This window comes from Pseudogemmatithrix spongiicola, assembly GCF_030623445.1.
Classification (GTDB): Bacteria; Gemmatimonadota; Gemmatimonadetes; order Gemmatimonadales; family Gemmatimonadaceae; genus Pseudogemmatithrix; species Pseudogemmatithrix spongiicola.
Window position 1 is genome coordinate 1,665,250 of sequence record NZ_CP130613.1, and the last position, 19,843, is coordinate 1,685,092.

The window sequence follows — 19,843 nt, forward strand, 5'->3', positions numbered from 1 at the left end:
GTATAAGCCGGGGTTTCGGCGGGCGGGAACCCGGGGCAGATTTCCCGCGAGCGGCACTGGCCCCACCCTCACCGATCACACTGTGTCCATCAAGAACGATCGCTGGATCATCGAGCAGGCCAAGAAGGGGATGATCGAGCCCTTCGAGAGCTCCCAGATGCGCGAGGGCGTCGTCTCCTACGGCGTTTCCGCCTACGGCTACGACATGCGCGTCGCGCCGGAGTATCGGATCTTCACGAACGTGCTGAACAGCATCGTCGATCCGAAGCACTTCGACCCCAAGAGCTTCGTCGAATACGAGGGCGATGTGTGCATCGTGCCGCCCAACTCCTTCGCCCTCGCGCGCTCGATCGAGTACTTCCGCATCCCGCGCAACGTCATGACCATCACGGTCGGCAAGTCGACGTATGCCCGCTGCGGCATCATCACGAACGTGACGCCCTTCGAGCCGGAGTGGGAAGGCTACGTCACGCTCGAGATCTCCAACACGACGCCGCTGCCCGCCAAGATCTACTCGAACGAAGGGATCGCGCAGGTGCTGTTCTTCGAGGGCGATGAAGGGCCGCTCGTGAGCTACAAGGACAAGAAGGGCAAGTATCAGGGACAGGTCGGCGTCACGCTGCCGAAGATCTAGTCCGCGACGAGGGCCGTGATGCCCGGCCACGCCGCGGCATTGTAGTGCGCGATCGTCCGCAGATAGTGCTTGCCATCCTCGCCGAAGCGCTGGAGCACCGCCGCGGCGCCGCGCCGCACCCCATCCTCGTCCGCAAAGGGCGCCGTGAGCGATTCGTCGATCACGGCGCCTTCCGCCTTCACGCCGGCCGCCTGCAGGAACGTCTCCTGGATCTGCGGCTCGACGCTGACGTAGAGCGCATGCAGCAGATCGAGCTCGTCCTCGGCCGTCTGCGCGTTCATCCGTACGACTTCCGCCGCGAGCTTGGCCGGCGCCCAGGACTGCAGCGTCACCGCGCGGAACCCGCCGCCGCGCGCCACCATGCGCTGGATGAACAGGGCGCGTGTGTCGCGATTGGCCGCGATGAGTTTGGTCAGGAGGGCGACGCGGCGCTCGGCAGGCAGCTCGCGGAACAGGGACAGGCGCTTGGGCGTGGCTTTGGAGGGAATCACGGGGTGCTGTGGTAGGAGGCCCCGCAAGATAGCGCTTCGCCCTTCACGCACGTAGCATCATGCATCGACCACCCAGAACCCCGTTAGCTACCATGCGACTTCCGCTCGTGACCCGCTCGGCATTCGCCCTTGGCCTGCTGGCTCTCGTCGCCGGCCCCACCCTCGCGCAGCAGCGCGCTGAGGCGCCCGCCCGTAACGCGGCCCAGGAGACGGCGGCCAACCCCCAGCTCAGCCTGCCCTACGGCGCCGCCAGCGCCGCGCCGGTCTCGCGCTGGACGCCTCCTGCGTCGGTCGGCCGCCAGCTCACGCTGGCCGACCTCCTCGGCTGGAAGAACATCCGCAACCCCCAGCTCTCGCATGACGGACGCTGGTTCGCCTACGAACTGGCGCCGAACGAAGGCGACGCCGAGGTGGTCATCCGCGGCACGGCCGCCGGCGCAGCGGAGACCCGGATTCCCGTCGGCTCCGCGCCGGCACCCGGAGCCGGCGGTGCCGGTCCCGCAGGCACCTCGCTTACGGTCAGCGGCAACAGCCGTTGGGCTGCGTTCTATGTGCGTCCGAGTGCCGAGTCTGCCCGCTCGCGAGGGCGCAGCGGTGGTGCTGGCGGTGCGGGTGGTGCGGGTGGTGCGAGTGGAGCAAACGGGCAGGCCGCCCAGCCGAAGCTGATGGTCGTGACGATGTCCGACGGCACGCGGCGCGAGTTCGAGAACGTGCGCAGCTTCCGTTTCGCCGGCGATACCTCGAGCTGGCTCGCAATCCATTTCGCCGCGCCCTCGGGCGGTAACGCCGGCGCTGCGGCGGGCGGCAGCGCCTCGCCGAGCGGTACGGTGCTGCATCTCATCAATCTTGCAGCGCCGTCAGCGCCGCCCATTCCGATCGCCAACGTCTCGGAGTTCGCGTTCGACGATGCGGCGCAGTGGATCGCCTACGCCATCGCCACGCCCGACGAACTCGGCAACTCGCTGCAATTGCGCCGTCTCTCCACCGGCGAGACGCGCGTGCTCGACACCGAGAAGGCCAGCTATCGCCGCATCACCTGGGCGGACTCCAGCACTGCGCTCGCGGCACTGCGCGTGGACTCCGACACCAGCAACAGCGTGGACGAGCTCGTGACCGCGCTGGTGTGGCCGCGCGTCGCGACGCCCGCTGAGGTGTTGATTGTCGACGGCAAGACCAGCGGCCTGCCCGCCGGCCAGGTGCTCAGCGCGGACTATGCGATCGCGTTCAGCGCCACGGCCAACGCGCTTTACGTCGGCCTGCGCGCCCCGCGTCCGCCGCGCCCGCGCACAAGCGGGCCCGGAGCCAGCGCGTCCAGCGCGCCTGCCCCTGGTGCCGGCGCGGGCGGCCGACTCGCCGCCGCGCCGCAAACCGATGCCGACGTCCCGTCATTGGTCCTCTGGCACTGGAAGGACACGCGCACGCAGTCCACGCAGCAGGTCCAGGAGAACCAGGACCGCAACTTCGTGCACGTGGCGTCGTATCAGTTCGCGAGCAAGACGCTCGTCCCGCTGAGCAACGACTCGGTGCGGAACCTGCAGCGTGGCCCCCGCGATACCTGGGGCATCGCCAGTGACGTCGCGCCCTACGAGCGCGAGGCGAGCATCCGCGGCTATCAGTTCCGCGACATCTACGCCGTGAACCTGCAGACCGGCGAGCGCAAGCTCGTGCAGGCCAAGGTGCCGGGCGGTCCGGGCGGTGGCTTCGGCGGGGTCACGCCGGCCTTCTCGCCGGACAACAGCAAGTATGCGTACTACGACTCGGGCGACTGGAAGGTCTACGACTTCACCAGCGGCCGCACGACGGTCGTGACACAGGGCGTCAACAACGCCTTCTGGGATGACGAGGACGACCACAACCAAGTGAAGCCGCCGATCGGAGGCGCGTTGCTCGGCTGGACGCGCGACAACGCCAGCATCCTCGTGCGCGACAACTGGGACATCTGGCGCCTGCCGATCGCCGGCGGCGCGCGGAACCTCACCGGCAACGGCCGCAGCAGCCACACGCGGTATCTCTCGCGAGTCACGTGGGACAACCGCGATCGCCGCGGCATCGACCCGGCCGCGCCGATGTTCGTCGAGACCTACGGCGAGTACACCAAGCGCGAGGGCCTCGTGCAGGTGGACGTCGCGCGTGGCGGCGTGCGTGTGATCTCCGACGAAGACGCCAAGGTCGACTATCGCCGGGCGCGTGATGCCAACGTCTGGGCCTTCACGCGGCAGACGGCGACGCAGTTCCCCGACTGGCATGTGGCCGATGCCGGCCTCGCGAATCCGCGGCGGCTCACCACCGCGAACCCGCAGCAAGCGGAGGTTGCGTGGACGCCCGGCGCGCGCTTGATCGAGTACAAGTGCGAGAACAGCGATGCGCGTCGGCAGGCGGTGCTGTACCTGCCCGCCGGCTACGAGCAGGGCAAGACGTACCCGATGCTCACGTACATCTACGAGCTGCTGTCGCAGAGCTACAACGTCTACCCCGCCCCGAATGCCACGCGCTACGCCAACGTCGGCGTCTACACGTCGCGCGGCTATGCGTACCTCATGCCGGACATCACGTATCATCTCGACGATCCGGGCCGCAGCGCGGTCTGGTGCGTCGTGCCGGCCGTGAAGGCGGCGATCGCCACGGGGCTTATCGACGCCGAGCGTGTGGGCCTGCAGGGCCACAGCTGGGGCGGCTACCAAACGACGTTCATCACGACGCAGACCGACATCTTCAAGACCGCCGTCGCCGGCGCGCCGCTCACGGACATGGTCTCGATGTTCGGCAGCATCTACTGGAACACCGGCAGCACCGACGCGTCGATCTTCATCTCGAGCCAGGGCCGCTTCACCGGCAGCCCGAACGAGGTGCCCGAGGCGTACCGGCGCAACTCGCCGCAGGCCTTCGCGCAGAACCTGAACATCCCGTTCATGATCCTGCACAACGATCGGGACGGCGCGGTGGACTTCAACCAAGGCATCACCTACTACAACCACCTGCGGCACCTGAACAAGGAAGTCGTGCTGCTGGAGTATGTGGGCGAGAATCACGGGCTTGCCCGCCCCGCGAACCAGAAGGACTACGCGCTGCGCATGACGGAGTGGTTCGACACGTTCCTCCGCGACCAGCCCGCGCCGCAGTGGCTCACGGATGGTGTGCCGCGGCTGCAGATGGAGTCGCATCTCAAGGCGCGGCGGTCGCTGACTGACGCCAAGGCAGAGGTGCCGCGGGTGGTGCCGTAGCGCATGTCGCGCAGGGTGCTGCGCCGGAGCCTGTGTGTGCTGTCCGCGCTCGCACTCGCAGCCTGCGCGGACAGCGGGCCGGCGGTGGCCGTCTTCTCCATTGAGGTGACGGCCCCGTCCGCCACGCTGCTCGTTGGTCCAGGAGGCGGCCAGACGGTCCAGATGACGGCGACGTTGCGCTCGGCATCCGGTGACGTCCTCACGGGCCGGCGCATCGAGTGGTCGGTGGACCCTTGGGGATTTGCATTCGTCGACGACAACGGGCTCGTGACGGCACGCCTGCCTGGCACGGCGGTCGTGCGCGCGAGATCGGAGGAACGGACCGGAGCATTCGCGATTACGGTTGCGCCCGTCCCGGTCGCGACCATCGACATCACGAGCCCCGGCATCGCGCTCACGCGCACACCGCTCGCCGTGGCCGCGCAACAGGTCGCGGCGGTCGCCTACGATTCCGTCGGCACCGCCCTTCCCGACCGCACCCTCAACTGGCTGAGTCGCGATGCTGCGGTCGCCTCGGTGAACGCGAGCGGCCTCGTGACGGCCGTCGGGGCCGGGAGCACGTACGTCCTCGCGACCGGCGACCGGGGAAGCGACTCCGTGCTCGTCACGGTGACGGTGGAGAACGGCCTGCCAGCCGGCTTCGACGTCGCCATCACCGACGCCTCGTGGACGCAGGCGTCGCAGAACGCCGAGGGCACGATCCCGATGCTCACGGGCGGCCGTGCAGCCGTCGTGAACGTCATGACCTCCGCGCCATCGGCGATGGCGGCGCCGAGCGTGTTTGAACTGCGTCTCACCGACGCGAACGGCGCCACGCGATGGTCGGCACGTCGCAGCGCCACTATTCCGGCGGGCGCGACGACAGCCGCGAACCCGACGCTGCAGTTCCTCGTTCCGGCGGCCGAGCTTGCCCCTGGCCTGCAGTGGGAGCTGCGCTGGAACCCCGATGGGGAGTTCAGCGACGCCGACGCCGCCACCGACCGGTACCCACGCATCGGCCGCGCCGGACTCGCGGTCGTGCAGCCGCCGACGCTCAAGCTGCGCTTCGTGCCCGTGACGCTCACGGCGCACAACAACACCACCGGCGTGGTGTCGGCGGCGAACGCCGAGGAGTACCTGCGCGTCATCCGGCAGATCGCACCCGTTGGCGCGATCGAGTTCAGCATCGCGCCGCCGTTTGCCACCAGCACCTCGTTCGGCGCGCCGCCCAACGGCGCCGGCAGTGCCTTTTGGATTGCGCTGCTGCAGCAGCTGGACGTGGAGCGTGTGGCCAGCGCCGAGTACGCAGACGCGCACTGGGTCGGCGTGGTGCAACCCCCAGCGGGCTTCACCTTCGCGACCTTCGGGGGCTTCGGGTTCATCCCGAGCAACGGCGCCTCGTTCGGGCCGGGCACGCGCACCTTCGGCGTCATCAACACGAACTGGTTCTTCCGCGAGTCGCAGACGCGTGAGCTCGTGATGCACGAGCTGGGGCATAACCTCGGTCGCAATCACGCGCCCTGCGGTGGCGCCACCGGGACCGACGTGAACTTCCCGGACCCCGGCGGCCGCGTCGGCGAGGGTGGCCATGACACACACTCCTTCCAACGCGGGGTCGCCGAGCGGGCGTTCAGCATCTCGTCCAACCACGGGGACACCATGGGCTACTGCACGCCAGTGTGGATCTCGACCTACAGCTATGCAGCGATGCTGACGTTCCGCGGCAGCGCCACGCTGGCCGCGCGCCAGGCGACGCCGCCGACCCGCGCCGTCGTCGTCCACGGCGCCGTGCAGGCGACCGGGCAGGTGTCCCTGCGCCATGCGGTGCTTCTCCCGGCCACGTATGCGGATGCCCCGGACGCCGGCGACTGGGTCGCCATCGCGCGCGATGCATCGGGCGAGGTGCTCGCACAGCGGCGCTTTGCCCTCGGCCGCCTCGACCACAGCGACAGCGAGCGCCCGATCGCGGTCGCCATCCCGCTGAGCGACCTCTCGGCGGCCCGCGTCGCGTGGATCGAGGTCCGAGCCCCCAGCGGCACCAGCACCCGCCTCGACGTCACGCGCGGCGCGCCGTAAGCGCCCGCCGTGAGCGCCCGCTGGTGCCCTGGGCGCGCTTGCACGCCTCGCAGGCCCGCCGTATGCTAGGGCGCTCGCTTCAACGAGGCAGCACTGCACACCGGGATCGAGCGACTCGTCGAGGATCTCGCTAGCCGCTACCGCGTCGAGCACGAGATCGGACGCGGCGGCTGGGGCGTCGTCTATCGCGCCCGCGACCTCCGCCTGCCGCGCACCGTTGCCCTCAAGGTGCTGCGCGTCGACTCGGCCGATCCCGACGCCCGCGAGCGCTTCCGTCGGGAAATCGACTTCGAAGCGCGCCTCGTGCACCCGCACATCATCCCGGTCATCGAATCGGGCGAAGTCGACGGCGCCCTCTACTTCGTCATGCCCTACGTCGAGGGCAGCACGCTGCGCGAGTTGCTCACGCAGAGCGGTCCGCTGCCGATCGCCGATGCGTTGCGCATCACCCGCCAGATCTGCGAGGGCCTCGCGCACGCGCACGAGCGCCAGATCGTGCATCGCGACATCAAGCCCGCCAACATCCTGCTCGCCTCGGGCAACGCGATGATCGCCGACTTCGGCATCGCCCGTGCGCTCGACAGTGCCGACATCGGCGCCTGGACCACCGGCACCGGCCTCCGCCTCGGGACCCCCGCCTACATGTCGCCCGAGCAGAGCGCCGGCGATCCCGAGCTCGACCACCGGTCCGACCTCTACAGCCTGGGCTGCGTGCTCTTCGAGATGCTCGTCGGCCAGCCACCCTTCGCGGCCGCTGCGTACGCCACCGTGCTCGGGCAGCACGCCGTCACGCCGGCGCCGGCGGTACGGAGCCTGCGTGCGGAGGTGCCACCGCGTCTCGATTCGCTCGTCGCGCGTCTGCTCGCCAAGCAGCCGGCGGAGCGGTTCCAGAGCGCCCGCGAGCTGATTGCGGCCATCGATGCGGCGCTCGCGGAGCTGCAGGCGCCGCCCGCGGAGGAGCCAACGTGGCGGCGCTCACGCATCGCGCTCGCCGCGGTCGTCGCGCTTGCCGTGGTCGGGACCATCGCCCTTACCAGCTCGGCTTCGCGGCTCGCGGCGCATCGTGACAGCCTTGCCGACACGACGCGCGTCGTGCTCTTCCCCTTTGAGGGTGATGCCTCGGAGCGCGAGGCGGCGACGGAGCTGCTGCGCCGCGCATTCGCGCGCTGGGACGGCGTCGCGCTCGTGGATGCGTTCCAGGTGGACGATGCCATTGGCGACCGCCCGCTCTCGTCCCGCCGCGCAGGGAGCGTCGCGCGCGATCTTGGGGCCGGCCGGTTCATCCGCGGGAGTGTGGTGCGGACCGACGCGGGATTGGAACTGCGGGCCGTGCTTTCGTCGGCGGGGCGGCGACCGATCACGTTGGCGGAGTATACGGAACGGCTGCCGGCGGGGACGTGGGTGAGTCGCGACTCACTGGCCGCACGCGCCGTCGCGAGCCTGCTCTTCCGCGGGGCGCCACGCGGCGACACCGACCTCCCCGCGTTGCGCACCGCAAGCGTGGAGGCGGCCCAGCTGTATCTCGCGGGACGGGGCAGCCTCGACCGCTGGGCCCTCGACACGGCCGCGACGCTTCTCGACGAGGCATGGCGCCGCGACCCGAAGTTCACCGAAGCCGCACTGTGGCTATCACTCGTGCGCTTCTGGCGGGACGAGGCACCCGCCAAGTGGCTGCTGCCCGCTCAGGCCGTCGCGCAAGATAGCGCGCGTGCCACCAATGCAGTTGCCCGACGACACGCGACAGCCTTACTCGCGCTCACGGAGGACAATCGCCCCAAGGCCTGTGTCGAGTGGGAGGCGTTGACGGCGACGGCCCCGTTGGAGTTCTCTGGCTGGTACAGCGCAGCGCTCTGCCGCGATCGAGACAACATCGTCTTGCGGGATCCGTCGGCGCCGACGGGCTGGCGCTTCCGAAGCTCGTTCCACACCGCTCAGCTGTACTACCTCCGCGCGTTCCAGCAGTTGCCCACGATGCACCATGCGCTGCGAGACCGAGCGTACGAGCGCGTGCGTGGCTTGCTATTCCTTTCGATGAACCGCGTCCGGACTGCCCGCGTCGCGGAGTCCGGCGCTCGCATGATTGCATTCCCAATGATCGACGGCGATTCGCTGGTCCTGGCTCCGATCGCCTTTGCACAGATGTCCGGCGCCGACACGAGTGTCGCGCATCTCCGGCGACGGTCGGCGCGCGAGGTCGTCCGGCAGCAACGGGAGCTGTTCCGCGACATCACCAGCGTATGGACGTCTGCCGCGCCGCAGAGCGCTTAGGCACGAGAGGCACAGGCGCTCGCACTACAGATGCTCGGTGACGCCGGTGCGCTGGACACGCTGCTGCGGGCGCGGGCGCTCGCCACGACACCGCTGCAGCGGCGGCAGCTGGCCGCGACCGAAGTGTGGATGCGCGTCCGACTGGGCGTGCCGGATGAACTCCCGAGCTTGCGTCGCGCACGACTGGTCGCCGACTCGCTGCTTCGCACAGCCATCGCCGCGGATGGCGACGCTGCCGAGCTCGCGGCCGCCGTGCTGGCAGGACGTCTCGCCCACCTCCTCCGTGTTCACGATTCCGTCCCCGCGTCACGGGTGCGCCCGGATGCTGAGGGCCGCCTCATGCTGGATGCAGAGATCCTCGCGCTCCACCTCGCCGCGGGAATCGGCGCTCCCGATTCCTCGCTGGCGCGCCGCGCGTGGCGAGTGGACTCGCTCATCAGCACGGTGATGCCCGAGCCTGTCCGGAGCGCGACACGAGCCAGCGCGTTTTCCCGCGCGGAGGCGCTCGCGTATCCCGCGCGACACCTACCACCGGAGCTCCTGACCGGACTCGACGACGACTATCTCATTCGCCTCATTCACGCTGAAGCACGTGGGGACTCGCTCGCGTTGCACGCGGGTCTTCAGGACTTGATCGCACTGCGGACGGACTGGTCGCCGGCGGAGACGGCCGCCCTTGACGCGCTCATTGCGGAAGTGGCGTTGCTGGTGCGCGGCGGTCACATCGCGATGGCCGCCGACTGGCTCGACGCCGCCCTCCGCGCACAGCGTCAGTCAGCACCAGAGTTCGATCCTGTCGGAGTCGTTGCGTTCGTGCGCGCCATGGCACTTCGCGGACACATCGCTGCGGCGATGCAGGACAGCGCGACCGCCAGACGTTGGACCGGCGCCGTGTCGGAACTGTGGGCCAATGCCGATGCAGAAGCGCGCGGCATGCTGACGCTCTGGCCATCCGGAAAACAGTAGCAGGACACGGGTCGCAGCCCGTGCAGCAGGTCGGAACGCCACCCTCGGAGGGCCCGATGCCCAAGAATCGTACGCTGCTGATGGTTTCGCTGCTCCTGGTCGTCGCATCCGTTGCCACGTGCAGGAAGCGACCGCGCGTCATCACGCCCCATTCGAAGCCCATCGCGGTCGCGGGTCTACCGGAATGCCCGCATGACTGGCGGAGGAGCAAGCGGGAGGTCACGACTTTCGCAGGCGTCGGTGCGCACGTGCCCGAGCTGAACGATTGCCAGCGCCTCGTCCTGGGCAATGAACAGGATGGCTACACGTACGGTGACATTGCCGGGGTGTTTGTGAACAAAGACGGCGGCACGTACACGGACGCCAGCCTCAGCACGCCCCGCGCGCTGGCACTGGTGTATTTCCCGTACGGAGGCAAGTACGATCCCCTGCACCTAACCGCGGAACTGAGCTGTATCTGGGTACAGCGCACCCGTCAGGGCTATGACGCGTGGGTTCGTGCGGCGAGCGAGGACCACGATTGCCTCGACACGGCTACCGCTGCGAACGATAAGTCGCTCACACTCGCCGTCCGCGCCACCAAGCCGCAGGCAGCGAGCCGCACGTTGCCGGACACCCTCTACAACGTCGTACGCTGGGACTGGGATCCCGTTACCAGCACACAGTTCGTGAGCGTGCGCTGCGGCGACTCATGGTGCGAAATCGGCCAAGAAGGCTTTGGTGGCTCCCGCTCCCATGTCGATGGACTTCCGACCGCCGCCATCGCATTCAATGCGTTGCGCGTGAAGGGGTACTACGACGAACAGTATCTGGCGGAGTGGCGCAACGATCGGCTCGTCGTCGGCCGCAATCGCGGTACGATCTTCCCCACCGCGCAGCTGGCGGCGTTCGCCGCGAACAAGCCGACGATCGGCGAATGGATTCCCGTTGCGGAAATCAACATGGCCCCGGAGGTCGGGCAGTACGAACACATGCTGAACTTGGTCGGAAACAGCGAGAGGCTCGTCGCCGGTCCCCGTGCCATCGTTTCCCTGTGCCTCGGCGACGGACGCTCCTGCGCGCCAATCAAGAACGAGGTCATCTTGAACGAATCGTCCTGCCCACCCACGGAGGATGGGCGGTGGTACGCGAGAATCGAGCGCCCTGGAGGTGCACGGTACTTCTGCGTGAAACACCGGTCGCATCCACCGGGCTTCTACATTCCCCCGGTCGTTCGCTGGCGCTGGCGAGAAGACGACGAGACCATATGGATTCGCTGTTTCGGCGGGTGCTGCGAGGTCGACGTCGACGAAACGTGAACAGTGAGTGAGGATGACGTGCGACGGGCTCGGCTCAAGCCGAGCCCGTCCACTCCTTCGCCTCGCTCTTCGTCGCCATCGCCACCGCATAGTCGCGGTTCATCTGCTGGATGGCGTCGATCGAGATCCCCTTCGGACAGGCCGCCATGCACTCCCCGAACAGCGAGCACCCGCCGAACCCCTCGAGATCCATCCGCGCCACCATGTCCAGCGCCCGCTTCCGCCGCTCCGGCTGCCCCTGCGGCAGCACGGCGAGGTGGTTGATCTTCGCCGCCGTGAACAGCGACGCCGAGGCATTCGGGCAGGCCGCGACGCAGGCCCCGCAGCCGATGCAGGCCGCGTTGTCCATCGCGAGGTCGGCATCCGGCTTCGGGATCGGCAGGGCGTTGGCGTCCTGCGGCGTGCCCGTCGGTGCGGAGATGTAGCCGCCGGCCTGGATGATGCGGTCGAACGCCGAGCGATCGACCATCAGGTCCTTCATCACCGGAAAGGCCTTCGCCCGCCACGGCTCGATGTAGATCTGCTCGCCGTCCTTGAAGCTGCGCATGTGCAGCTGGCAGGTCGTCGTGAGCTTCATCGGCCCGTGCGCAGCGCCGTTGATCATCATGCCGCAGCTGCCGCAGATGCCTTCGCGGCAGTCGTGGTCGAACGCGATGGGCTCCTCGCCCTTCTCGATCAGACGCTCGTTGACGACGTCGAGCATCTCGAGGAAGCTCATGTCCGGGCTGATGTTCGGCGCCGGATACGTCACCATCTGGCCCTGCGCGTTCGGGCCCTTCTGGCGCCAGACGTGCAGCGTGAGGTTGAGAGTGGCCGTGCTGGACCCGCTCACTTGTAGCTCCGCGTGCTCAGGTGGACGTTCTCGAACTCGAGCGGCTCCTTGTTCAGGATCGGGGCCTTCCCCTCCCCCGCATACTCCCAAGCCGCCACATACGCGAACTCCGCGTCGTTGCGCTTCGCTTCGCCGTCTTCCGTCTGGTGCTCCGTGCGGAAGTGCCCGCCGCAGCTCTCTTCACGATGCAGCGCGTCGATGCACATGAGCTCGGCGAACTCAAGGAAGTCCGCTACGCGGCCGGCCTTCTCCAGCGACTGGTTGATCTCCTCGTTCGCACCGAGCACGCGCACGTTCTGCCAGAACTCCTCGCGCAGCTTCGGGATGCGCACCAGCGCCTCCTTGAGCCCCGCGGCGTCGCGCGCCATGCCGCACTTGTCCCACATGATCTGCCCGAGCTCACGGTGGAACGAGTCCACCGTGCGCGTGCCCTTCACGCTCAGCAGCTTCTTCGTGCGCTGCTCCACCTGCTCCTTGGCCTCACGGAATGCCGGGTGGTCGGTCGTCACCTTGTCGAGCTTGTTGCTCGCGAGGTAGTCGCCGATGGTGTACGGGATCACGAAGTAGCCGTCGGCCAGGCCCTGCATCAGCGCCGAGGCGCCGAGACGGTTCGCACCGTGGTCGGAGAAGTTCGCTTCGCCAAGCACGTGCAGGCCGGGGATGCTGCTCATCAGGTTGTAGTCCACCCAGAGGCCGCCCATCGTGTAGTGCACGGCCGGGTAGATGCGCATCGGACGCTTGTACGGATCCTCGTCCGTGATGCGCTGGTACATCTCGAAGAGATTGCCATAGCGCTCCTCGATGGCCTTGGCGCCGAGGCGCTTGATGGCGTCGGCGAAGTCGAGGTAGACGCCGCGGCCGCCCGGGCCCACGCCACGCCCGTCGTCGCAGGCTTCCTTCGCGGCGCGCGAGGCGATGTCGCGGGGCGAGAGGTTGCCGAACGACGGATACTTGCGCTCGAGGTAGTAGTCGCGGTCTTCCTCGGGGATGTCCCAGGGATTCTTGCCCACGTCCTCGCGCTTCTTCGGCACCCACACGCGCCCGTCGTTGCGCAGCGACTCGGACATCAGCGTCAGCTTCGACTGATGGTCGCCGGCGACCGGGATGCAGGTCGGGTGGATCTGCGTGAAGCAGGGATTCGCGAACGCCGCACCCTTCTTGTGCGCGCGCCACGTCGCCGTGACGTTGCAGCCCTTGGCGTTCGTCGAGAGGTAGAAGACGTTGCCGTAGCCGCCGGTCGCGAGCAGCACGGCATCGGCCGCGTGCGATTCGATCTCGCCGGTGACCATGTCGCGCACGATGATGCCGCGGGCCTTGCCGTCCACGACGACCAGCTCGAGCATCTCGTGGCGCTCGTACATCGTCACGCCGCCCCTGGCGATCTCCTTCTCCAGCGCCTGGTAGGCGCCGAGCAAGAGCTGCTGGCCCGTCTGGCCGCGGGCGTAGAACGTACGCGAGACCTGCGCGCCGCCGAACGAGCGGTTGGCGAGCAATCCGCCGTACTCCCGCGCGAACGGCACGCCCTGCGCCACGCACTGGTCGATGATGTCCACCGACACCTGCGCGAGGCGGTACACATTGGCCTCGCGGGCGCGGAAGTCACCGCCCTTGATCGTGTCGTAGAACAGCCGCTGCACGGAATCGCCGTCGTTGCGGTAGTTCTTGGCGGCATTGATGCCGCCCTGTGCGGCGATCGAGTGCGCGCGGCGCGGCGAGTCCTGGTAGCAGAAGCAGGAGACGTTGTAGCCGAGCTCGCTGAGCGTGGCGGCCGCCGAGGCGCCGGCCAAGCCGGAGCCCACGACGATCACGCTGAACTTCCGCTTGTTGGCGGGGTTCACGAGCTTCATCTCGAAGCGGTGCTTGTCCCACTTCTCGGCCAGCGGTCCGCTGGGGATCTTGGCGTCGAGCTTGAGTGCCATTGGGGGGTGTGTCCTCAGTCGACGATGCCGAGCAGGACGCCGATCGGAACGGCGATGAATCCTGCCCAGATGATGACGGCGGCGCCGAGCGCGAGCTTCCGCTCCATCGGCATCGGATTCGGCTTCGAGATGCCGAGCGTGCGAGCGCCGGCCCAGATGCCGTGGTACAGGTGCAACCCGAAGAAGCTCATGGCGACGATGTAGAACACCGCCACCCACCACACCCGGAAGCCCAGCACCACGTTGCCATAGGCCCCGCCCTTGCTGAACGCCGGGTGCAGCTGCCCCGTGGTGAAGTGCAGGATGTGGAAGATCAGGAACGCCGCGAGGATGATCCCGCCGACGCGCATCGTGCGCGAGGCCAGCGTCGAGATCTGCGGCTCCATCTTCACGTAGCCCTCGGGGCGCGCGGCGCGCGCCCGCGCCGTCAGCTGCAGGGCCGAGATGATGTGCAGGATGGCCATCGCGAGGAGTCCGAGGCGGCCGATCCAGAGCAGCGGCCCAAGCGACTGCAGCTTGTGGGCGTAGTCGTTGAAGACGCCCGCGCCCATGAAGACCTGCAGGTTTCCGGCCATATGGGCGAAGGCGAACAGCACGAGACCGATGCCGGTCACGGCCATCACCCACTTCTTGCCGATGGTGGATTCCCAGAATTGCAGCAACGCCGACATCAGAGTCCTCTGCGGGGGTCAGAGACGAAACCGGGAGGTACCAATCGGCACCTCCCGGGAATCAGCTGGTTACAGCTTCACTACGCTCATCGGCTCGCGCACGGCCTGCGCGCTCTTCGCCAGCGCCGCCTTCTCGTCCGCGGTGAGCGACACGTCGATGATCTTCTCGATGCCCTTGCGGCCGAGCTTCACCGGCACGCCGAGGAAGATGCCCTTCTCGCCGTACTCGCCTTCGAGCCAGGCCGAGCACGGCAGGATGCGCTTCTGGTCGTTGACGATGGCTTCGACCATCTGCACCGCGCCCGACGACGGCGCGTAGTATGCCGAGCCGGTCTTGAGGTGCTTCACGATCTCGGCTCCGCCGTTGCGCGTGCGGTCGACGATCGCGTCGAGCGTCGCCTTGTCCATCAGCTGCGTGATCGGGATGCCGGAGACGGTCGTGTACGAGATGAGCGGCACCATCGTGTCGCCGTGGCCGCCGAGCACCATCGCCTGGATGTCGCGCACCGAGACGTCCATCGCCGTGGCGAGGAAGGCGCGGTAGCGGGCGGTGTCGAGCACGCCGGCCATTCCGATGACGCGCTCCTTCGGGAAGCCGGTGGCTTCCTTGGCCACCCAGCACATCACGTCGAGCGGATTGGAGACGACGATGACGATCGCGTTCGGCGAGGTCTTCTTGATGGCCTCACCCACCGACTTCACGATGCCGGCGTTGGTGTTGAGCAGGTCGTCGCGGCTCATCCCCGGCTTGCGGGCGATGCCGGCGGTGATGACGACGATGTCGGAGTCCACGGTCTCGTCGTAGCCGTTCGTGCCGATGACGCGCGAGTCGAACCCTTCGATCGGCGCCGACTGCCACTGGTCGAGGCCCTTGCCCTGCGGGATGCCCTCAGCCACGTCCACCATCACCACGGTGCGGGCGAGTTCCTTCTCGGCGATACGCTGGGCCGCGGTGGCGCCGACATTGCCGGCTCCGACGACCGTAATCTTGTTGACCATTGAATCGAGTCTCAGCGGGGGGTCTGGGTGCTGCGAAGTGAGTGAGAATTTAGCGGGTGCACTGGGCTAGGTGAACTGCCGTTCAGCCGCCCACCTGCGACAGCGCCTTGAGCCCGCCGACCTTGAGCTGCAGCAGGTTGTGCTCCTTGGGCTTCTCGGCCAGCGCCTGAACAAACAGCGGCTCCAGTCCTAGACCGGCACGCAGCGGCTCGCGCAGGTTCACCTCGTGGTCGCCATAGAGACAGGTGCGCAGGCGCCCGTCGGCCGTGAGGCGCACGCGGTTGCAGTCGCCGCAGTAGGTGTGCGTCATCGGCGTGATGACGCCCACCGTGCCCGCCGCCCCCTGCAGCCTGTAGTACTTGGCCGGCCCGTTGCCCTTGGCGGGGCCGCTCGCGGCCTCCAGCGGCGCGATGGTCGCCACGCGCCGCAGCAGCTCGTCGCTCGGGACGATGTGCGCGTCCGTGAGATGCGCCATCTCGCCCACGGGCATCAACTCGATGAAACGCACGTGGATCGGCAGCGCCTGCGTGAGCCGCGCGAAGTCCTCGACCTCATCATCGTTCACGCCGCGCATCACGACCACGTTCACCTTGACGGGCTCCAGGCCAGCGTCGAGCGCGGCCTCGAACGCCTTCACGGGCTCGAACTTCAAGTCCCGCCGCGCGATCGCGACGATGCGATCCGGTCGCAGCGAATCGGCACTGATGTTGACGCGATCGAGCCCGGCCTCACGAAGCTCGCGGGCCATGGCCGGCAGCTTGGCCCCGTTCGTGGAAAGCGCGATGTCCTCGATGCCGGGCACCGCCTTCAGCATTGCGATCAAGCGGGCGATGTCCGGCCGGATCGTAGGCTCGCCACCCGTGATGCGCAGGCGTCGTAGCCCCAATGGCGCCAGCTGCCGCACCACGGCGGTGATCTCCTCGTAGCTGAGGATCTCCTCCTTCGGCAGCCATTGCAGGCCTTCGGCGGGCATGCAGTACACGCAGCGGAAGTTGCAACGGTCCGTCACCGAGATGCGCAGATACTCGATGCTGCGCCCGAACTGGTCTCTCATACCGCCACCGCCCCGCCTTGGTTGTCCACCCACGCGCGGTCGCCGTCCACGTAGTGCTCGCGCTTCCAGATGGGCACCCGCGCCTTGAACTCCTCGATGATGTAGCGCTGCGCGTCCATGGCCGCGGCGCGCCGTTCGTGGCTCACCGCGATGGCAATGCTTGCCTCGCCCAGCGTCAGTGTGCCCAGCCGATGTTCGACGACGACATGCGGCGTGCCGAAGCGCGCCACGGCCTCCTCGGCGATGCGCTGCATCTCCGCCTCGGCCATCGGCGCGTACGCCGAGTAGTCGATGCCCGTCACGGCTCGCCCTTGGTTGCTGCGGCGCACCGTGCCCACGAAGAGCGTGCTTGCGCCCGAACTCACGGCCGCGACTTCCGCCAAGAGGGCGGTCGGGTCCAGCGGGCGGTCCACGAGGGCGGTGCGCACGTCAGCCCCCGGCCACAGGCGGAATGATCGCGATCTCGTCGCCGGCGGCGAGCACGGCGTCCGGCTTGGCATAACGCTGATTCAGCGCCACGGACGGACGCGGCAACGGCGTGATGGACTTGGACTTGGCCTGCGTCTCGAGCGTCTCGAGCAGGTCGGCCACACGAGCGCCCGCGGGCAACTCGACCTCGACTTCAGGGCCGAGGGTGTCGCTCCAGGACGCGAAGAGCTGGACGCGGTGCTTCACGGAGGGGGTCACCCCTCCTCGGGCACCATCTCCAGGTCGGCGACCAGGGCCCGCAACTCCTTGCTGGGCTTGAACACCGGCACCGGACGGGCCGAGACCTCAACCGGGGCGCCGGTGCGCGGATTGCGAGCCATGCGGGTCTTCCGATTGCGGATCTTGAAGGTGCCGAACCCACGCACCTCGATGTTCTTCTGCTCCTTCAAGGCGTCCTTGATGGCGTCGAGGAAGGCGTCCACCACGCGGGCGCAGTCCTTCTTCGAAATCATCGGCCCGGAGGTCTGGGACATCGCCTCCGTGACACGCTCCACAAGGTCCGCTTTGGTCATCGACATATCGAGGAGGGGTTGACGGCCCGATAGCCGTAAGTGCCCAAAGGTTAGGACGTTAGCTGTTGTGTGTCAAGCGGTTGCGCGCGTTCCGGCGGGGCCTATTGGGCCCCGCCAAGGGCTGCAATGAACTCGTCAAAATGCGGGACCGCATCGTGCGGACCGGGGGCGGCTTCGGGGTGGTACTGCACCCCAAACACGGCCCGATTACGATGCCGCAGGCCTTCCACGGTCCCGTCGTTCAGGTTCAGATGGGTGACCGCCAACTCGGGGGCGCCCGGGATGCCCTCGGCGCTGCCCTGCACCGCAAACCCATGGTTCTGGGACGTGATCAGCACGTCGCCCGTCGCGAGGTCCTTCACGGGGTGATTCCCGCCGCGGTGGCCATACGGCAGCTTGGTCGTGCGCCCGCCAAAGGTGATGCCCAACAGCTGATGCCCCAAGCAGATGCCGAACACCGGCACACCGGCCTCGACGATCTGCTTGATGTTGGCCGGCGCGTAGGTCACGGCCTCCGGGTCGCCGGGGCCGTTCGAGAGGAACACGCCGTCGGGCTTCTTGGCAAGCACCTCGGCGGCGGGCGTCGTGCTGGGGACGACCGTAATCCGGCAGCCGCGATCCTCGAACATCCGCAGGATGTTGCGCTTGATGCCGTAGTCGTAGGCGACGATGTGGTGCGGCGCCTTCGCGTCGCCCCAGAGGTACGGCTCCTTCGTCGACACGCGCGAGGCCAGGTCGAGGCCGCTCATCGACGGACAGGCCGCCAGCTCCGCCTTGTGCGCGGCCGTCGGTTCGACGCCCGCTCCGATCAGCCCGCGCAGCACGCCCACCGTACGCAGGTGCCGCGTGAGGCGACGCGTATCAACTTCCGACAGCACCGGCACATCCGCGGCGATCAACCACTCACCCAGCCCCTGCTCGGCACGCCAGTTCGAGTGCGTGCGCGAGAGCTCCCGCACCACCACGCCAGCCACGTGCGGCTGCGCCGACTCGGGGTCTTCGGAGTTGACGCCGTAGTTGCCGATCATCGGCGCCGTCATGACGACGATCTGGCCGCGGTACGACGGGTCGGTGAACGTCTCCTGGTAGCCACTCATCGAGGTCGTGAAGACAACCTCCGCCGTGGCGGCGGCCTTCAGCGGCGCGTGGAGACGGCCAAGAAAAAGGGTCCCGTCCTCGAGGAGGAGGAACCCTGGTTCGTCATGCTGGATGTCGGTCACGGCTGGGGCGGCGGCGTGGTCGGCGTCGTCGGCGCGGCCTCGAGCGGCACGGCAGACTGGGCCGAGGGCTCAGCAGCGGGCGACGCGGACGGCGCCGTCTGCGCAGCGGGCGTCATCGCCCGATCGAGAATCGAGGTCGGCACGCGCGTGCGCGCCGACATGATCTGCAGGACGAACGCGAGGCCGATGAAGATGCCGCCGGCCCACCAGCTGGTCTTGGTCAGGAGGTTGCCCGCCTGACGCGTGCCGAGGAGAGAATCGGACGACGACGAGGCACCGCCGAAGCTCGCCGCGAGGCCCCCGCCCTTGCCGGCCTGGAGCAGCACGGCGGTACCGAGGATCAGCGCGTCGATGATGAGGATGACGAGGAGGAACGTATACACAGCAGTCCTGGGGGCTACAGATGAGGTAAGCCTTGAAGAATACCGGAGTTAGCCCATTGGGTCAACTGCGGACGATGGCCAACCACTGCTCCGCGTCGAGGCTGGCTCCACCGACCAGCACGCCATCCACGTCCTCGACGGCAATCAGGGCCTCGACGTTGCTGCGGTTCACGCTGCCGCCGTAGAGAATCGGCACCGCCCCGCCCCGCTCGCCCACCATCCTCACGAGCTCGGCCCTGAGCGCCGCGTGCACCTCGGCGGCATCGGCCGGGGTAGCCGTCTTGCCGGTGCCGATGGCCCACACGGGTTCGTAGGCGACCATCGCGGAGGCCACGTGCGCTGCATCGATGCCCTCGAAGCCGGCACGCAACTGCCGCAGGCAGACGTCCAGCGTCTTGCCCGCCTCGCGCTCCTCGAGCTTCTCGCCGACGCAGAGCATGGGCGTGATGCCTGCCCGCACCGCGGCCGCGACCTTCTTGTTGGTTTCGGCATCGGTTTCGCCAAACACATGGCGGCGCTCCGAGTGGCCGATCAGCGCGTGCCGCGCCCCCGCCCCGCGGGCCAGCGACGCCGACGTCTCGCCGGTGAAGGCGCCCTTGTCTTCCCAATGGATGTTCTGCACGCCGCACTCGAGGTCCGAGCGCGTGCGCACGGCGGCCATGCACACATGCAGCGACACCGCGGGCGGGAAGAACAGCACGCGCCGGTCCTGCTGCTTGGCGTACTGCGCCGTGAACGTGCGCATGAACGCCTCCGCGTCGGCGGGGGCTTGGTTCATCTTCCAGTTCGCGGCGAATACGAGCGACTTCATGTCAATTGGATTTGCGTGGA

The 19,843-nt window shown here is 68.1% G+C and carries 18 protein-coding genes; 6 read left to right on the forward strand and 12 right to left on the reverse strand.

What is annotated here, in order from left to right; genetic code table 11:
- The first annotated feature begins 82 nt into the window (after nt 1-82).
- Nucleotides 83-634 (forward strand): dCTP deaminase, encoded by a 552-nt coding sequence (gene dcd / locus Strain318_RS07600; RefSeq protein ID WP_367885107.1) that lies wholly within the window; start codon nt 83-85, stop codon nt 632-634.
- On the opposite strand, the gene Strain318_RS07605 is transcribed toward dcd, so the two are convergent.
- Complete coding sequence (locus tag Strain318_RS07605; protein WP_367885108.1) at nt 631-1,125, reverse strand: hypothetical protein; 495 nt, start codon at nt 1,123-1,125, stop codon at nt 631-633. The genes dcd and Strain318_RS07605 overlap by 4 nt on opposite strands.
- Before the next feature lie 92 nt (nt 1,126-1,217).
- On the opposite strand from Strain318_RS07605, the gene Strain318_RS07610 reads away from it, so the two are divergent.
- The 5 genes from Strain318_RS07610 to Strain318_RS07630 all read left to right on the forward strand — a co-directional run bounded on the left by Strain318_RS07610 (nt 1,218) and on the right by Strain318_RS07630 (nt 10,933).
- On the forward strand, nt 1,218-4,346 hold the full coding sequence (locus tag Strain318_RS07610; RefSeq protein ID WP_367885109.1) for a S9 family peptidase: 3,129 nt from the start codon (nt 1,218-1,220) through the stop codon (nt 4,344-4,346).
- Nucleotides 4,347-4,382: 36 nt separating this feature from the next.
- Nucleotides 4,383-6,401 carry an Ig-like domain-containing protein gene (locus Strain318_RS07615; RefSeq protein ID WP_367885110.1) on the forward strand — a complete coding sequence of 673 codons (2,019 nt, stop codon included), beginning with the start codon at nt 4,383-4,385 and terminating at the stop codon, nt 6,399-6,401.
- A 105-nt stretch (nt 6,402-6,506) separates the two neighbouring features.
- Nucleotides 6,507-8,669 carry a serine/threonine-protein kinase gene (locus Strain318_RS07620; RefSeq protein ID WP_367887896.1) on the forward strand — a complete coding sequence of 721 codons (2,163 nt, stop codon included), beginning with the start codon at nt 6,507-6,509 and terminating at the stop codon, nt 8,667-8,669.
- 30 nt (nt 8,670-8,699) lie between these two features.
- On the forward strand, nt 8,700-9,635 hold the full coding sequence (locus Strain318_RS07625; RefSeq protein ID WP_367885111.1) for a hypothetical protein: 936 nt from the start codon (nt 8,700-8,702) through the stop codon (nt 9,633-9,635).
- Nucleotides 9,636-9,691: 56 nt separating this feature from the next.
- Nucleotides 9,692-10,933, forward strand: coding sequence for a hypothetical protein (locus Strain318_RS07630; protein ID WP_367885112.1), 1,242 nt, complete (start codon nt 9,692-9,694; stop codon nt 10,931-10,933).
- Between the two features lie 34 nt (nt 10,934-10,967).
- Here the strand turns inward: Strain318_RS07630 and Strain318_RS07635 are convergent, their stop codons facing one another.
- The 11 genes from Strain318_RS07635 to tpiA form a co-directional block, all read right to left on the reverse strand.
- Nucleotides 10,968-11,765 carry a succinate dehydrogenase/fumarate reductase iron-sulfur subunit gene (locus Strain318_RS07635; RefSeq protein ID WP_367885113.1) on the reverse strand — a complete coding sequence of 266 codons (798 nt, stop codon included), beginning with the start codon at nt 11,763-11,765 and terminating at the stop codon, nt 10,968-10,970.
- Nucleotides 11,762-13,684: a fumarate reductase/succinate dehydrogenase flavoprotein subunit gene (locus Strain318_RS07640; protein ID WP_367885114.1), complete on the reverse strand. Its 1,923-nt coding sequence runs from the start codon at nt 13,682-13,684 to the stop codon at nt 11,762-11,764. The genes Strain318_RS07635 and Strain318_RS07640 overlap by 4 nt, the downstream gene beginning before the upstream one ends.
- Nucleotides 13,685-13,698: 14 nt before the next feature.
- Complete coding sequence (locus tag Strain318_RS07645; protein WP_367885115.1) at nt 13,699-14,355, reverse strand: succinate dehydrogenase cytochrome b subunit; 657 nt, start codon at nt 14,353-14,355, stop codon at nt 13,699-13,701.
- A 69-nt stretch (nt 14,356-14,424) separates the two neighbouring features.
- Nucleotides 14,425-15,354: a malate dehydrogenase gene (gene mdh / locus Strain318_RS07650; protein WP_367885116.1), complete on the reverse strand. Its 930-nt coding sequence runs from the start codon at nt 15,352-15,354 to the stop codon at nt 14,425-14,427.
- An 82-nt stretch (nt 15,355-15,436) separates the two neighbouring features.
- On the reverse strand, nt 15,437-16,408 hold the full coding sequence (gene moaA, locus Strain318_RS07655) for a GTP 3',8-cyclase MoaA (protein ID WP_367885117.1): 972 nt from the start codon (nt 16,406-16,408) through the stop codon (nt 15,437-15,439).
- Nucleotides 16,405-16,836 (reverse strand): molybdenum cofactor biosynthesis protein MoaE, encoded by a 432-nt coding sequence (locus Strain318_RS07660; RefSeq protein ID WP_367885118.1) that lies wholly within the window; start codon nt 16,834-16,836, stop codon nt 16,405-16,407. The genes moaA and Strain318_RS07660 overlap by 4 nt, the downstream gene beginning before the upstream one ends.
- A 1-nt stretch (nt 16,837) precedes the next feature.
- Nucleotides 16,838-17,095 carry a MoaD/ThiS family protein gene (locus Strain318_RS07665; RefSeq protein ID WP_367887941.1) on the reverse strand — a complete coding sequence of 86 codons (258 nt, stop codon included), beginning with the start codon at nt 17,093-17,095 and terminating at the stop codon, nt 16,838-16,840.
- Complete coding sequence (locus Strain318_RS07670; protein ID WP_367885120.1) at nt 17,092-17,415, reverse strand: HU family DNA-binding protein; 324 nt, start codon at nt 17,413-17,415, stop codon at nt 17,092-17,094. Before Strain318_RS07670 ends, Strain318_RS07665 begins: the two co-directional genes overlap by 4 nt.
- Before the next feature lie 95 nt (nt 17,416-17,510).
- Complete coding sequence (gene carA / locus Strain318_RS07675) at nt 17,511-18,629, reverse strand: glutamine-hydrolyzing carbamoyl-phosphate synthase small subunit (protein ID WP_367885121.1); 1,119 nt, start codon at nt 18,627-18,629, stop codon at nt 17,511-17,513.
- Nucleotides 18,626-19,012, reverse strand: coding sequence for a preprotein translocase subunit SecG (gene secG, locus Strain318_RS07680; protein ID WP_367885122.1), 387 nt, complete (start codon nt 19,010-19,012; stop codon nt 18,626-18,628). The genes carA and secG overlap by 4 nt, the downstream gene beginning before the upstream one ends.
- Nucleotides 19,013-19,073: 61 nt before the next feature.
- Nucleotides 19,074-19,823 (reverse strand): triose-phosphate isomerase, encoded by a 750-nt coding sequence (gene tpiA / locus Strain318_RS07685; RefSeq protein WP_367885123.1) that lies wholly within the window; start codon nt 19,821-19,823, stop codon nt 19,074-19,076.
- Between the last annotated feature and the right edge of the window lie 20 nt (nt 19,824-19,843).

What these genes read in the sequence shown, in the direction of transcription:
- Strain318_RS07610 (WP_367885109.1), top strand. Translation starts at nt 1,218, where the DNA reads ATGCGACTTCCGCTCGTGACCCGCTCGGCATTCGCCCTTGGCCTGCTG.
- Strain318_RS07625 (WP_367885111.1), top strand. Translation starts at nt 8,700, where the DNA reads ATGCTCGGTGACGCCGGTGCGCTGGACACGCTGCTGCGGGCGCGGGCG.
- Strain318_RS07630 (WP_367885112.1), top strand. Translation starts at nt 9,692, where the DNA reads ATGCCCAAGAATCGTACGCTGCTGATGGTTTCGCTGCTCCTGGTCGTC.
- Strain318_RS07640 (WP_367885114.1), bottom strand. Translation starts at nt 13,684, where the DNA reads ATGGCACTCAAGCTCGACGCCAAGATCCCCAGCGGACCGCTGGCCGAG.
- Strain318_RS07645 (WP_367885115.1), bottom strand. Translation starts at nt 14,355, where the DNA reads ATGTCGGCGTTGCTGCAATTCTGGGAATCCACCATCGGCAAGAAGTGG.
- mdh (WP_367885116.1), bottom strand. Translation starts at nt 15,354, where the DNA reads ATGGTCAACAAGATTACGGTCGTCGGAGCCGGCAATGTCGGCGCCACC.
- moaA (WP_367885117.1), bottom strand. Translation starts at nt 16,408, where the DNA reads ATGAGAGACCAGTTCGGGCGCAGCATCGAGTATCTGCGCATCTCGGTG.
- Strain318_RS07670 (WP_367885120.1), bottom strand. Translation starts at nt 17,415, where the DNA reads ATGTCGATGACCAAAGCGGACCTTGTGGAGCGTGTCACGGAGGCGATG.
- tpiA (WP_367885123.1), bottom strand. Translation starts at nt 19,823, where the DNA reads ATGAAGTCGCTCGTATTCGCCGCGAACTGGAAGATGAACCAAGCCCCC.